The organism is Streptomyces sp. NBC_00287, assembly GCF_036173105.1.
Lineage (GTDB): Bacteria > Actinomycetota > Actinomycetes > Streptomycetales > Streptomycetaceae > Streptomyces.
The window spans coordinates 1,120,026-1,132,814 of sequence record NZ_CP108053.1 but is presented as its reverse complement, the minus strand read 5'-3'; the positions used below and the strand labels follow the sequence as shown (position 1 = coordinate 1,132,814).

The 12,789-nt window shown below is 70.5% G+C and carries 12 protein-coding genes and 1 pseudogene; 3 read left to right on the top strand and 10 right to left on the bottom strand.

Annotated elements, in window-relative coordinates; genetic code table 11:
• Nucleotides 1-112: 112 nt before the first annotated feature.
• Entirely contained in the window at nucleotides 113-1,615 is a 1,503-nt protein-coding gene (locus OHT76_RS05425; RefSeq protein WP_328869594.1) for an FAD-dependent monooxygenase, read from the bottom strand.
• 178 nt (nucleotides 1,616-1,793) lie between these two features.
• Nucleotides 1,794-2,384 (bottom strand): TetR/AcrR family transcriptional regulator, encoded by a 591-nt coding sequence (locus OHT76_RS05420; RefSeq protein WP_328869593.1) that lies wholly within the window; start codon nucleotides 2,382-2,384, stop codon nucleotides 1,794-1,796.
• Nucleotides 2,385-2,531: 147 nt separating this feature from the next.
• Here OHT76_RS05420 and OHT76_RS05415 point away from each other — a divergent pair, with 147 nt between their 5' ends.
• Both OHT76_RS05415 and OHT76_RS05410 read left to right on the top strand, forming a co-directional pair.
• Nucleotides 2,532-3,428 (top strand): alpha/beta hydrolase family protein, encoded by an 897-nt coding sequence (locus OHT76_RS05415; RefSeq protein ID WP_328869592.1) that lies wholly within the window; start codon nucleotides 2,532-2,534, stop codon nucleotides 3,426-3,428.
• A gap of 217 nt (nucleotides 3,429-3,645) precedes the next feature.
• Entirely contained in the window at nucleotides 3,646-3,861 is a 216-nt protein-coding gene (locus OHT76_RS05410; protein WP_328869591.1) for a hypothetical protein, read from the top strand.
• A gap of 16 nt (nucleotides 3,862-3,877) precedes the next feature.
• Here OHT76_RS05410 and OHT76_RS05405 read toward each other — a convergent pair.
• From OHT76_RS05405 to OHT76_RS05385, 5 genes and pseudogenes are all read right to left on the bottom strand, one after another.
• A pseudogene (locus OHT76_RS05405) lies at nucleotides 3,878-4,015 on the bottom strand (thioesterase family protein); the annotation flags it as partial.
• Between the two features lie 140 nt (nucleotides 4,016-4,155).
• The gene (locus OHT76_RS05400; protein WP_328869590.1) at nucleotides 4,156-4,485 is read right to left on the bottom strand and encodes a TfoX/Sxy family protein; all 330 of its coding nucleotides are present in this window, start codon (nucleotides 4,483-4,485) and stop codon (nucleotides 4,156-4,158) included.
• Between the two features lie 90 nt (nucleotides 4,486-4,575).
• On the bottom strand, nucleotides 4,576-6,075 hold the full coding sequence (locus OHT76_RS05395) for a SulP family inorganic anion transporter (protein ID WP_328869589.1): 1,500 nt from the start codon (nucleotides 6,073-6,075) through the stop codon (nucleotides 4,576-4,578).
• Nucleotides 6,076-6,408: 333 nt separating this feature from the next.
• Complete coding sequence (locus tag OHT76_RS05390; RefSeq protein WP_328869588.1) at nucleotides 6,409-7,182, bottom strand: ABC transporter permease; 774 nt, start codon at nucleotides 7,180-7,182, stop codon at nucleotides 6,409-6,411.
• A 9-nt stretch (nucleotides 7,183-7,191) separates the two neighbouring features.
• Nucleotides 7,192-8,517: a lysine N(6)-hydroxylase/L-ornithine N(5)-oxygenase family protein gene (locus OHT76_RS05385; protein ID WP_328869587.1), complete on the bottom strand. Its 1,326-nt coding sequence runs from the start codon at nucleotides 8,515-8,517 to the stop codon at nucleotides 7,192-7,194.
• Between the two features lie 122 nt (nucleotides 8,518-8,639).
• On the opposite strand from OHT76_RS05385, the gene OHT76_RS05380 reads away from it, so the two are divergent.
• Nucleotides 8,640-9,587 (top strand): methionyl-tRNA formyltransferase, encoded by a 948-nt coding sequence (locus tag OHT76_RS05380; RefSeq protein WP_328869586.1) that lies wholly within the window; start codon nucleotides 8,640-8,642, stop codon nucleotides 9,585-9,587.
• 12 nt (nucleotides 9,588-9,599) lie between these two features.
• On the opposite strand, the gene OHT76_RS05375 is transcribed toward OHT76_RS05380, so the two are convergent.
• The 3 genes from OHT76_RS05375 to OHT76_RS05365 all read right to left on the bottom strand — a co-directional run bounded on the left by OHT76_RS05375 (nucleotide 9,600) and on the right by OHT76_RS05365 (nucleotide 12,701).
• Complete coding sequence (locus tag OHT76_RS05375) at nucleotides 9,600-10,463, bottom strand: ABC transporter ATP-binding protein (RefSeq protein ID WP_328869585.1); 864 nt, start codon at nucleotides 10,461-10,463, stop codon at nucleotides 9,600-9,602.
• Between the two features lie 4 nt (nucleotides 10,464-10,467).
• Entirely contained in the window at nucleotides 10,468-11,571 is a 1,104-nt protein-coding gene (locus OHT76_RS05370; RefSeq protein WP_328869584.1) for a FecCD family ABC transporter permease, read from the bottom strand.
• An 89-nt stretch (nucleotides 11,572-11,660) separates the two neighbouring features.
• Entirely contained in the window at nucleotides 11,661-12,701 is a 1,041-nt protein-coding gene (locus tag OHT76_RS05365) for a FecCD family ABC transporter permease (RefSeq protein ID WP_328869583.1), read from the bottom strand.
• Nucleotides 12,702-12,789 lie beyond the last annotated feature (88 nt).

Sequence of the window (12,789 nt, the reverse complement as noted above, 5' to 3'; positions counted from 1 at the left end):
AGGGCAGTTCCTCGGTGAACATCGTCACCGCCTGGCGCCATGAGCAGTCGAGGCGCGGGCACGCAGATCGACGGCATCCGCGTAATCGTGAAGCTCCTCATGATGTGACGGGTTACCTCGGAGCGAACGCCTTGGCGGCGGTGGCGAAGGAGGCCGTCCAGTCGGTGGTGATGATGCCGCCGATGTATCCGTCGGGCCGGATCAGGATCAGCGCGTCGCCTACGACGCCGTAGATGCGGGTCAGTTGGCCGGTGGGGTCGGTGAGGTAGCCGCTGTCGATGCCGCGCCCGGAGCGGACGGCGTAGCGGTGCAGTTCGGCGCCGTCGGTCGGCCAGGGCAGGTTGGGCAGTGCCTCGGTGGCGTGGGGGCCGAAGGCCAGCAGGGTGAAGTGCGGGCCCTGGAAGGCGTCGAAGATGCGGCTGGTGCCGGGTGCGGTGCAGGGTGCGTCCGGTGCGCGGTCGCCTACGTGGAGCGTCTTGGTGGCCGGAGCGTCGGCGGGGGCGAGCGGGCCGCCACGGTAGGTGAGGGCGAGCTGTCGCTCTTCGTCTCCGCGCTTGAGGCCGGCGACCTTGTGGTTGCTGAGGCTCTGGTAGAGCTCGCTGGACTTGCCGAGGACGCCTGCGGCGATGGGGAGCCGTTCGGCCTCGTAGCTGTCGAGGAGGCTGTCCGGTGCGCCGGCGATGACCTGGCCGAGCTTCCAGCCCAGGTTGTAGGCGTCCTGCACACCGGTGTTGAGACCCTGCGCACCGGCCGGGGTGTGCACATGGGCGGCGTCGCCGGCCAGGAAGACCCGGCCCTGGCGGTAGTGCTCGACGAGGCGGACGTTGGGCCGGAATACCGAGGTCCAGGTGATGTCGCGGAGCTTGTGGCCGGTGAGCGCGTGGAACCGGTCGGCCAGGGCGGCATGGTCGAGGTTCGGGGTGTCACCGGGCTTCAGCCGGACCATCACCTGGAACTGGTCGGAGTGCGGCAGCGGGCAGGCTCCGGCGGACGCGCGGGGCCACATGTGCCACCGGTCGCGGGACAGTCCGTCGATCGTGCAGTCGATGATGAGGGTCTTGTCGGAGTCGTCGGTCTCCCCGACGAATCCGAGACCGGTGGCCGCGCGGACGGCGCTCGCGCCGCCGTCGGCGCCGACGAGGTACTTGCTGCGCACCCGCTCGCCGGTGGAGAGCGTCGCCGTGACGCCATCCGCGTCCTGGTCAAAGCCCTCCAGTGCGACTCCGTACTCGATGTGCAGTCCGAGGCGTTCGAGCAGGCGGTGCAGGATGGCGTCGGTGCGGTGCTGGGGCAGCAGCAGGATGTTCGGGTAGGGGACGTCCGGGGTGGGCTTGCTGCGCTGCTGCATTTTCCAGGGGGCGGTGACGGGCCCGAGGTGGAGTCCCGCGAGCGGGTAGGGGCCGCCCTCCGCGTGTGCTTCATGCAGTACGCCGAAGTCCTCGAGGACTTCCTGGGTGCGGGGCTGGATGCCCTTGGCGCGTGAGCCCTCGAAGGCGTGCGGCGCCTTGTTGACGACACGGACGCGAAGGCCGCGCCGCAGCAGGTCGGCGGCGAGGGCGGAGCCGGTGGGGCCGGCTCCGGCCACGAGGACGTCGATGTCGTGGAGTTCTGTCATGGTGATCGACCTCAATGGGATCTTTCGGGCACGGTGGGCCTGCCCGCTGCGTTACGCCCGAGTAATGGCTACGGTGTAGCCGTTGCATTTCGGTTACAACGTAGCCATTAATTGGAGAGCGGGCAACCCAGGTGCGCTCTGGCGTGAGCGGCAGGCCCTCAGGTCGCGGGCGTCATGGTCAGTGCGCTTGGCGCAGTCCCGCGACGAGGAGTGCGACCAGGCGGCGGGCGTCGTAGCGGGGGTCGCTGTCGGCGCCGACGCAGAGGTTTCCGATGCCGCGCATCAGGTGGTAGGCGTCGAGGTCGGCGCGTATCTCGCCGGCGGCGGCAGCGGCGTCGAGGAACTGGGTGCACACCGGCAGGAGGCGTTCCAGGAAGTAGGCGTGCAGCGCCTCGAAGCCGGCGCTGTCGGCCTGCATCGCGGCGGCCAGGCCGTGCTTGGTGACCAAGAAGTCGACAAAGAGGTCGACCCACTGCTCCAGGGCGGCGTGGGGTGTGGGACTCGCCGCCAGCAGCGCCGGGCCCGCTTCGGCGCAGGTATCGACCTGGTGGCGGTAGACGGCGATGACGAGGTCCGCCCGGGTGGGGAAGTGGCGGTAGACCGTGCCCACCCCGACGCCCGCCTTGGCCGCGATGTCGCGTACCGGCGCCTCCACGCCCGAGGTGACGAAGACCGCGGCGGCCGCGTCCAGCAGGGTCTGCTGATTGCGCCGGGCGTCCTTGCGCTTGGACCCTGCCGAGCTTCCCGGGATCCTGCCGCTGTCGCTCACCGCAGCGCTCCTTTCGTGAACAGCCTTGCCGTGAACAGCCTTGAAAAGCGGAACGGTGTTCCGTATCGTAAGTGGAGCAAGGTTCCGTTTCATCCATGATGGCAGACCGGGGGACCGGCAGCCATGTCCTGAACGGAAGGCACTTCCATGTCCACAGTGATATCCGCGAAGCCGGTCGTCCTGGCCGCCCCGGGTCGCGGCGAGGACCTCCAGGTCCGCGTCTCCGCCCCCGCGACCGGCAGCGATCTGCCGGTCGTCGTCTTCTCGCACGGCTACGGCTGGTCGATGAACGGCTACGCCCCACTGGCGGACCACTGGGCCGCACACGGCTTCGTGGTCATCCAGCCGACTCACCTTGATTCCCGGTCCCTCGGCATCCCCGCCGAGGACCCTCGTACACCGCGGATATGGCGCTTCCGCATCGAGGACCTCGCGCGCGTACTGGACGGGCTCGACGTCCTGGAGGCCTCCGTGCCCGGACTCGGCGGCCGCCTCGACCGTGACCGCATCGCCGTGGCCGGCCACTCCTGGGGAGCCCAGACGGCGAGCGCGCTGCTGGGGGCGCGCGTCCTCGGATCCGACGGCGTACCCGGTGAGGACATGGCCGACCCCCGTGTCACGGCGGGAGTGCTGCTAGCCCTGACCGGCCTCGGCGATGACCTGACCCCCTTCGCCGCCGAGCACTTCCCTTTCATGAAGCCGTCGTTCGCCGCGATGACGACGCCGGCGCTCGTCGTCGCCGGGGACAACGACCAGTCCCACTTGTCCACCCGCGGACCGGACTGGTTCACCGACCCGTACACCCACAGCCCGGGGACCAAGCACCTGCTCACCCTGTTCGGAGCGGAGCACTCGCTCGGCGGCATCCCCGGATACGAGGTCGCCGAGACGACGGACGAGAGCCCGGCGCGCGTCGCCCTGATCCAACGGCTCAGCACGGCGTTCCTCCGCAGCGCTCTCCTCGGCGAGGACAGCGACTGGAAGACGGCGGCCACCGCGCTGGAGAACGACCCCGAACCGCTCGGCTCGCTCCAGAGCAAGTGAACGCCTGCGCGCACATGTGCGCGGCAGGCGGCTCGCCGGGCTGCTGAACATCGCACAGGCGGCGCAGGAGTGGGGCGTACGACAGGCGCATTCCTCGCCGACACCACGGGGATCGACATCGTCAACTGCCGTATCTCCGGCAGGCACGAGCCGCCGCCGACCACATCGCACCGACGCCCCACATGCGCGCACACGCACCGGGCCGCACGCTGGTCCCATGACCAGCGCGCAGCTCATCGTGATCTACCCGCCGGGCGAAGACGGCGGCCGGCGGGTCCGGGTGCACGACCGGTTCGTGGGCATGGCGTACGGGCTGCTCGACATCGTCGAGTTTCTGCGCCTGGCCGGGCTGGAGGACGTCGAGGAGGAGTGGGTGCGCCAGTCCGGGGTGGTCGAGTGGCGGGGTGGCGGCCCGGACATGTGGGAGCAGTGAGGCGAAGCCGTGGCTGTCATCGCCCGGGCTGGGGGCGGACGGTCAGGCTCTGCTGGGCCTGTCCCACCGGGCCGTGGACGTCGTGCAGGACCGTGCTGGTCAGGCCCTGGCCGGAGGGCCCGAAGGTGACCGTGGTGTCCAGTCCCGTCCAGGTGGCGCGGTGTGGTGCGTGACTGGTCTGACCTGGGGAAACGTGATGGTGTCGGGCCCGGTCGTTGTGGCGTCATGTGTGTTGAGGTGCCGTTAGGTGGCACCTAGTGGCACCACGTGGCGCCAAGCGGTGTCACCAGCCCGTCACTTCGGTGGCAGGCCCGCCGCGAAGGCGCGGCCCCGCTCCACCCACGCGTCCAGTTCCTCGTCCTCCGTGACGGCCGAGCCCTCGACCACCACCCAGCCGCGCATCGGGCGGCCGGTCATGTCGAAGATGCGGGTGCCGGGACGGGTGAGTGCCTCGTCGGTCGCGTCCGGGCCGACGCGGACCATGAGGTCGTCGCCGGTCACGCCGACGGCCATGTTCCCGCCGTGGAGAAAGGCGATACCGCCGAACATGCGCTTCTCCGTGATGTCGGGATCAGCGCCGAGCCGGTCGCGGATCCGTTCGGCGAGTCCCTCGTCGTACGCCATCAGGCTGTCCCTTCACGGATGCCGAGGTCAGTCCAACCGTGTGTACGGCGCCAGGATCCCAGTCGGCGCCCGACTGCGCTCGACGACCTCTCAGCCGAGTTGGCCGCTGAGGCGGTCGTGCAGGTGGGCGCTGCGGTCGTTGAGGCCGGTGATCTCCACGGTCTTGCCGCGTTGGGCGTACTTGGTCTCGATGGCGTCCAGGGTGGCGACCGAGGAGGCGTCCCAGATGTGGGCGGCGGACAGGTCGATGATCACCTTCTCGGGGTCGGTGGCGTAGGAGAAGCGGCCGACGATGTCGTTGGAGGAGGCGAAGAACAGCTCACCTGTCACCCGGTAGACGACGGTGGTGCCGTCGGGGTCCAGGACGGCGGTGACGTCGGCGAGGTGGGCGACGCGCTTCGCGAAGATGACCATCGCGGTGACCGATCCGACGACGACGCCGATGGCGAGGTTGTGGGTGGCGACCACGCACGTGACGGTGACGACCATGACGGTGATCTCCCCGGCGGGCATCCGTCGTAGCGTCTTCGGGGCGATGGAGTGCCAGTCGAAGGTGGCGACCGAGACCATGACCATCACCGCGACCAGCGCCGCCATGGGGATGTCGGAGACGATCGGGCCGAAGGCGATGCACAGCACCATCAGGAACGCGCCCGCGAGGAACGTCGACAGACGGGTGCGGGCGCCGGAGACCCGTACGTTGATCATCGTCTGGCCGATCATGGCGCAGCCGCCCATGCCGCCGAAGAACCCGGTGACGATGTTGGCGATGCCCTGGCCGATGGACTCGCGGGTCTTGGAGGAGCGGGTGTCGGTGATGTCGTCGACCAGCTTCGCGGTCATCAGCGACTCCATCAGGCCGACCAGCGCCATGGCGAGCGCGTACGGAGCGATGGTGGTCAGGGTGTCCAGCGTGAACGGCACGTCCGGCAGGCCCGGAACCGGGAGTGAGGACGGCAGTGCGCCCTTGTCGCCGACCGTGGGCACGGCGATCCCGGCCGCGAGGGTGACGACGCTGAGGACGACGATCGACACCAGCGGCGCCGGGATCACGGTGGTGATCCTCGGGAGGAACACCATCAGCGCAAGACCGGCGGCGAACAGCGGATAGACGGCCCAGGGCACGTCGGTCAGCTCCGGCACCTGCGCCATGAAGATGAGGATGGCGAGGGAGTTCACGAAACCGACCATCACGCTGCGCGGCACGAACCGCATCAGCTTGGCGACGCCGAGCGCGCCGAGGACGATCTGGAAGACGCCGGCCAGGATCACGGCCGCGATGAGGTAGCCGAAGCCGTGCTCGCGGTTGAGCGGGGCGATGACCAGGGCGACGGCGCCGGTGGCCGCGGAGATCATGGCCGGTCGGCCGCCGACGACGGCGATGGTGACGGCCATGGTGAACGAGGCGAACAGACCGATGGCCGGGTCGACCCCGGCGATGATCGAGAAGGAGATCGCCTCCGGGATCAGCGCGAGGGCGACCACGAGACCGCCCAGCACCTCGGTGCGCAGCACCTTCGGATCGGACAGCCAGGACGGGCGTCGGGAGCCGCGCAGCCAGACGGCGGGCGACAGTGCGGAGGAGGACAAGACGAGGGGACCTGTCGTGCTCGGGCACGCGCGGCATCACGGCGGGCGTGCGGGGGAGGGGCGGGCGGGGGTGGCCGCCCAACGCGCGCGGCGGACCTCGTGGTCAGGGGGCGGCGGTGAAGCGACCGGGCGCTGTGCGGGGGCGAAGACTCACGGTGGGTAGGCGGCGGCGCCGGGCACCATGGACATGCGCACGCTCTCTCCCGCTCTCCTGGGCGTCGGTCTTCGCCGGGGGCTTCGTCGGCCCCGGCACGGCGGACGGCCGGACCGATGACGGAGCAACTTTACCTTCCGGGGCCGAGGGGGCCCGCCCCTGCTGGTGCGCGGCCGCCGTCAGGAGCGATGGAGTCTGCGGCGGGCGACGAGTTCGACGGTCAGGGCCACGCTCAGTGCCTCGACCGCGAGCAGGGCGATGAGGACGAAGACCTGGACGGTGCCGGCGAGCACGGGGGAGGCGCCGGCCAGGAGCATGCCGACGAAGGCGCCCGGCAGGGTGACCAGGCCGACCGTGCGCGTCTGGTCGAGAGCGGGCAGCAGGGCGTCCGAGGCGGCGCCGCGGGCCACTTCGAGATGGGCGTCGCGGTCGAGGAAGCCCAGCGACAGGGCGGCCTCGACCTCGCCGAACCGTCCGGCGACCTCGTCCAGCGCGCGCCGTCCGGCGAGGACCGTCGCGGTCAGCGCCCCGCCGATGAGGATGCCGGTCACCGGGACGACGGCGATGCCGGGCACGGTCAGCAGCCCGGTCAGGACCAGCGCGGCGATGACCGGTACCACCGGGACCGCGATCGGCAGGGCCGCCCACCACCAGGTGCCGTTGGGTGTGATGCGCCGCCCCGCGGTACGGGTCGCGACGGCCAACATGAGGAACAGGAACCCGATCAGGGCCGCGGTGTGGTGAACGGCCCAGCCGATCACCAGGGACACCGCGGCCAGTTGAAGGGCCGCCCGGACGCCCGCCGTCACGACCTCGCGGGCCCGCCCGTACGACTCGTCCGGCGAGAGCCGGAAGACGGCGGCCACGGCGGTGGCCGCGAGCAGCAGAACGGCCAGGGCGACGGCGAGCGTCGTGTTGACCGGCAGCAGCGTGTCGGCAGCGAGGTGACGCACGGGTCGTGTCTACTCCCGCAGGCTGCCCGCGTTCTGCGCGAGGAGGGAGGAGCAGATCTCCCCGGCGCGTACGGCGGTCGTGGACAGCAGGGTCGAGGTGAGGCCGTGGGTGTGCTCGGTGCCGCCCTGGAGGTAGACGCCCGCGGTGACGTGCGCGGCGGTCTCCACGCGGTGGTCGCGTCCGACGCGGAGCTGGTCCTCGTCGTCGCGCAGACAGAGTTTGGCGATCTCGCCGAGGTGGTCGCCGATTCCCCGGGGCTGGTAACCGGTCGCGTAGACAATGAGATCGGAGCTGAGCACCTCGCGTTCCCCCGTCGGCAGGAACTCCACCGTCACCCGGAGCTCGTCCGTGCCCTGCGCGACCTCGCGGATGCGGGAGACGTTCATCATCCGCAGGCGCTCTCTGCCCTGGACCTTCTCCTGGTACATGGTCCGCGACAGCGATTCGATCAACTCCATGTCGACGACCGAGTAGTTGGTGCCCCGGTGGTAGTCGTACAGCGACCGTTTCACCTGGGGCGGCGCCCCGTAGTACACGTCGACGGCCTCGGGGTCGAAGATCCTGTTGGCGAACGGGCTGTCGTCGGCCGGTGTGTAGCCGTACTTGGCGAACACGGAGCAGATCTCGGCCCCGGGGAAGCTGCGGTGGAGGTAGTCGACGGCCTCGGCGGCGCTCTGGCCGGCGCCGAGGACGACGGCACGGCGAACTGGTGTGCTCGCGCGCAGGAGTTGATCTACGCGCGGGAGTAACTCGCTGTTGTGCCAGACGCGTTCGGACAGCGCGACGCCGGGCGGCAGGTGGGGTTCCAGGCCGGTGGCCACGCACAGGGTGCGGGTGCGGCGTACGGTCGTGCGCTCCGGGGCGGCGGGGTCGCGGCTGGTGACGTCGAACCAGCGGACCTCACCGTCCTCGGTGACCGGCCGTACGGAGACCACCTCGGCGCCGTACTCGACGAGGTGGCCGACACGGGCGGCGGCCCACTCGAAGTAGTCGTGGAACTCGATACGCAGCGGGAAGAGAGTCTTCTGGTTGAGGAAGTCGACGAGCCTCCCCCGGTCGCGCAGATAGCACAGGAAGCTGAAGTCGCTGGTGGGATCACGCATCGTCACCAGGTCCTTGAGAAAGGACACTTGCATGGTGGCGTCGTCGATGAGCATGCCGCGGTGCCACCCGAACCGCGGTTGCCGCTCCAGGAATCCGGCGCGGAATCCGTCCCCTTCGCGTGAGGTCACGCCATGTTCGTGGAGCGCTATCGCGAGTGCGAGGTTGGACGGGCCGAAGCCGATGCCCAGCACGTCGTAGGTGGAGTCCGGCCCAGAGTGAAGCGTCGTCACCGCGTCATCGCCTCCTGTAGGGGGGAGCGCACAGCGTTCTCCAATGGATGCCACAGGCTCCCCCGAGCAGGCACATGCTAGATAAGGTTAGCCTTACCTAGCAATGGCTGAGGAGGGCTTATATGCGGGTCGTCATGTTCGGTTACCAGACCTGGGGACACCGGACGCTGCAGGCTCTGCTGGACTCCGAGCACGAAGTGGTCCTGGTCGTCACCCACCCCAAGAGCGACCACGTCTACGAGAGGATCTGGAGCGACTCGGTCGCCGACCTGGCCGAAAAGCACGGCGTACCGGTGCTGTTGCGCAGCCGCCCTGGCGACGACGAACTCCTTCAGACGCTCAAGGACGCCGAGCCGGACATCATCGTCGCCAACAACTGGCGTACCTGGCTGCCCGAAGAGATCTTCGATCTGCCCCCGCACGGCACGCTCAACATCCACGACTCGCTGCTGCCGTCCTACGCCGGATTCTCGCCGCTGATCTGGGCGCTCATCAACGGCGAGCAGCGGGTCGGCGTCACCGCCCACCGCATGGACGCCGAACTCGACATGGGCGACATCCTGTTGCAGCGCGCGGTGCCCGTCGGCCCCGCCGACACCGCGACCGACCTGTTCCACCGCACGGTCGATCTGATCGGCCCCGTGGTCCGGGAGTCCCTGGACCTCATCGCCTCCGGCAAGGCCGAGTGGATCGCACAGGACCGCTCCCGGTCGAGCTTCTTCCACAAGCGGTCCCTGGAGGACAGCCGCATCGACTGGACCTGGCCCGCCGAGGACCTGGAGCGGCTGGTGCGGGCCCAGTCGGATCCGTACCCGAACGCCTTCACGCACCACCGCGGCGAGCGCCTCCGGATCGTCAAGGCGGCGGTCTCCCAAGGGCGTTATGGCGGCACCCCGGGGCGGATCTTCATCCGCGAGGGAGACGGGATCGTCATCGTGGCCGGCGCCGGGGCGCGTTCCGGACGGCTGCCCGGTCTGCTGGTCCAGCGGGTGCGGACCGAGGACGGCACCGAGTACCCGGCCACCGAGTACTTCCGCACGATGGGGGGCTATCTGACGGCACGTCCGTAGGGCCCCGCCACCTCATCCGGTGGCATGCGGGACGGCGACCGGCGCCGCGTCCTCGACCCCCTCGTGGTGCCGGCCCATCGGAATCACCATCGGCGTCCCGCTCACCGGATCCGTACCGACGACGCACCGCAGTCCGAAGACCTCCTCCACCATCGCCGCGGTGACGACCTCGCTGGGGGAGCCTTCGCCTGCGATCCGGCCCGCCTTCATCGCGACGATGTGGTCGGCGTACCGGCAGGCCTGGTTGAGGTCGTGCAGCACCATCACGACCGTGCGGCCCTGATGCCGGTTCAGATCGGTGATCAGGTCGAGTACGTCGATCTGGTGGGCGAGGTCGAGGTAGGTCGTCGGCTCGTCCAGCAGCATCACCGGGGTGCCCTGGGCGACCGCCATGGCGATCCAGGCCCGCTGCCGTTGGCCGCCGGACAGCTCGTCCACCGCCCGGTGCGCCAGGTCGGTCATGTCGGTGGCCCGCAGCGCCTCGTGCACCGCCTCCTCGTCGGCGGACGACCACTGCCGCCACCAGGTCTGGTGCGGTGAACGGCCGCGCCCCACCAGGTCGATGACGGTCAGCCCCTCGGGGGCGACCGGGGACTGCGGCAGGATGCCCAGCTGCTGGGCGAGGGCACGGGTCGGGATCGCATGGATCGAGCGCCCGTCGAGGTGGACGGCACCGGACTTGGGGGTCAGCAGCCGGGCCAGGGCGCGCAGCAGCGTGGACTTGCCGCATGCGTTGGCCCCGACGATCACCGTGATCCGGCCGGTGGGCACCACCAGGTCGAGATCCTCGACGACGACCCGGTCGTCGTACGCCAGCCGTAGGCTCTCGGCGCGCAGGTCGGGGCCGCCGACCGGTGCGGGGTCCTTCTTCGACACGTCTTCAGCCTCCTGAACCTGCGCGATTGGCGCGGACGAGCAGCCACAGCAGTACGGGCGCGCCCAGCACACCCGTGACGATCCCGACCGGAAGCTCGGTGTCCAGGAGCTTGCGGGCGACGAGATCGGATCCCAGCACCATCACGGCGCCGGTCAGCCCGGCGCCCAGGGGCGGCGGGAAGGCCGTACCGGCCAGGCGCTGGGCGACCTGGGGTGCGGCGAGCGCCACGAAGGCCACGGGCCCCGCGGTCGCCGTCCCGAAGGCCACCAGACCTACGGCGGCGAGGAGTACGGCGACGCGAACGGTCTGTACGCGTGTGCCGAGCCCCCGGGCGACATCGTCGCCGAGCTCCAGGGTCCGCATCAGTCGGCCGAGCAGCAGCGCCAGCGGGACCAGTACGGCCATCGCTACCGCGAGCGGGGTGATCTGCTGCCAGGTACGGCCGTTGAGGTTGCCGACCAGCCAGCCCAGCGCGGCCTGCGCCTGGAAGCGCTGCCCGCGGGCCATCAGGTAGTCGGTGGCGCTGGTGCAGATCCACGCGACGCCCACGCCGACGAGGACGATGCGGTAGCCGCTGGTGCCCCGCTTCCAGGCCAGCGCGTACACGAGCAGCGCCGCCACCAGCGCGCCGAGCAGACCGAGGGCCTGGGTGCTCAGACCGCCGTCCCAGCCGAGGACGATGCCGGCGACCACAGCCGTACCCGCGCCCTGGGTGATGCCCATCATGTCCGGGCTGGCGAGCGGATTGCGGGTAAGGGTCTGCAGCAGGGCGCCGGAGATGCCGAACGCGATGCCGACGAGCAGGCCCGCGAGGGCCCGGGGCAGGCGGAGTTCGTGGACGATGAGCTCGGTGCCGGGGTCGCCCGCGCCCACCAGGGCCCGCATCACATCGGTGAGCGGCAGGGAGATGTCCCCGATGGAGGTCTCCACCGTGAACAGCAGGAAGGCGGCCGCCGCGAGGCCCAGGCACACGGCCAGCAGCCGGGGCCGCAGCAGCCCGGAGACCGGCGGGACGGTGAGCCGGAAGGTGACGCGGTCGGCGGTGCGGCGGGCGGGCCGCTCCGCGGAGTCCTTCCCGCCCGGCACGGGCGCGAGTTCGGTGGTCATGGCCATAGCTCCGCGGGTCGTCGGCGGCGTACCGGGTGGTCATGGCCATAGCTCCGCGGCTCGTCGGCGGCGTACCAGGTCGTCATGGCTCACAGCTCCGCGAGTCGTCGGCGGCGTACCAGCGCGATGAAGAACGGGCCGCCGAGGAAGGCGACCAGGATGCCGGCCTGGATCTCGACCGGCCTGGCGATCAGTCGGCCCGCGATGTCGGCGGCCAGCAGCAGACAGGGCGCGAGCACGGCCGACAGGGGCAGCAGCCAGCGGTGGTCCGGGCCGATGCCGACGAGCCCGGCGAGGATGCGGGCGATGTGCGGGACGACCAGGCCGACGAAGACGACGGGCCCGATGACGGCGACGGCGCCGCCGGTGAGCAGGGTGACGGCCACCACGCCCTGGACACGGACCAGTCCGAGCCTGAGCCCCAGGGACCTGGCGACGTCGTCGCCGAGCGCGAGGCGGTTCAGGGCGGGCGCGGCGGCCAGGGCCAGGACGGCGCCGACCGCGAGGAACGGCAGGACGCGCAGCAGGACTTCCTCGTTCTGGTTGGCCAGGGATCCCGCGGACCAGAAGCGGTAGCGGTTCAGGGCATCCGGGTCGGTCAGGGCGATCGCGCTGGTCAGCGAGAACAGCAGGGAGGTCACCGCGACGCCGGCCAGGGCGAGTTTCACCGGCGTCGTGCCCGACCGGCCGAGCCCGCCCAGCAGATAGACCAGGACGCTGGCGGCGAACGCCCCGGCGAACGCGAACCAGATGTATCCGTAGACCGAGCCGATGCCGAGGACCCCGACGGACAGGACGACGGCGAAGGCGGCGCCCGCGCTGACACCGAGGATGCCGGGGTCGGCCAACGGGTTGCGGGTCAGCGCCTGCATCAGCGCGCCCGACAGGCCAAGCGCGGCGCCGGTGGCGAGTCCGAGGGCGGTGCGGGGCAGCCGTACCGACCAGATCACGTTGTCGATACGGGAGTTGGGCGCATCGCCGAGCAGTGTGTGCCAGACCTGGTCGAGGGGGACGCTGAGCGCGCCGAACGCCATGGACAGACCGCACAGCGCGAGAAGCGCCGCGCCGGACAGCGCGAGCAGGAGTACCGCGCGGGGGCCTTTCGCCGCCCTGACCGCAGAGGTCCCCACGTCCACTTCCTTTGGTCAGCCTTGCCTTAACTGTCTGGACTGTAGGGCGAGTTCGGCCACGGTCCCATCCCCTTGGGCAAATCTGTGC

Bases quoted from the DNA above. Each gene is read 5' to 3' on its own strand.
- OHT76_RS05425 (WP_328869594.1), bottom strand. From the start codon at position 1,615: ATGACAGAACTCCACGACATCGACGTCCTCGTGGCCGGAGCCGGCCCC.
- OHT76_RS05415 (WP_328869592.1), top strand. From the start codon at position 2,532: ATGTCCACAGTGATATCCGCGAAGCCGGTCGTCCTGGCCGCCCCGGGT.
- OHT76_RS05410 (WP_328869591.1), top strand. From the start codon at position 3,646: ATGACCAGCGCGCAGCTCATCGTGATCTACCCGCCGGGCGAAGACGGC.
- OHT76_RS05400 (WP_328869590.1), bottom strand. From the start codon at position 4,485: ATGGCGTACGACGAGGGACTCGCCGAACGGATCCGCGACCGGCTCGGC.
- OHT76_RS05380 (WP_328869586.1), top strand. From the start codon at position 8,640: ATGCGGGTCGTCATGTTCGGTTACCAGACCTGGGGACACCGGACGCTG.
- OHT76_RS05370 (WP_328869584.1), bottom strand. From the start codon at position 11,571: ATGACCACCGAACTCGCGCCCGTGCCGGGCGGGAAGGACTCCGCGGAG.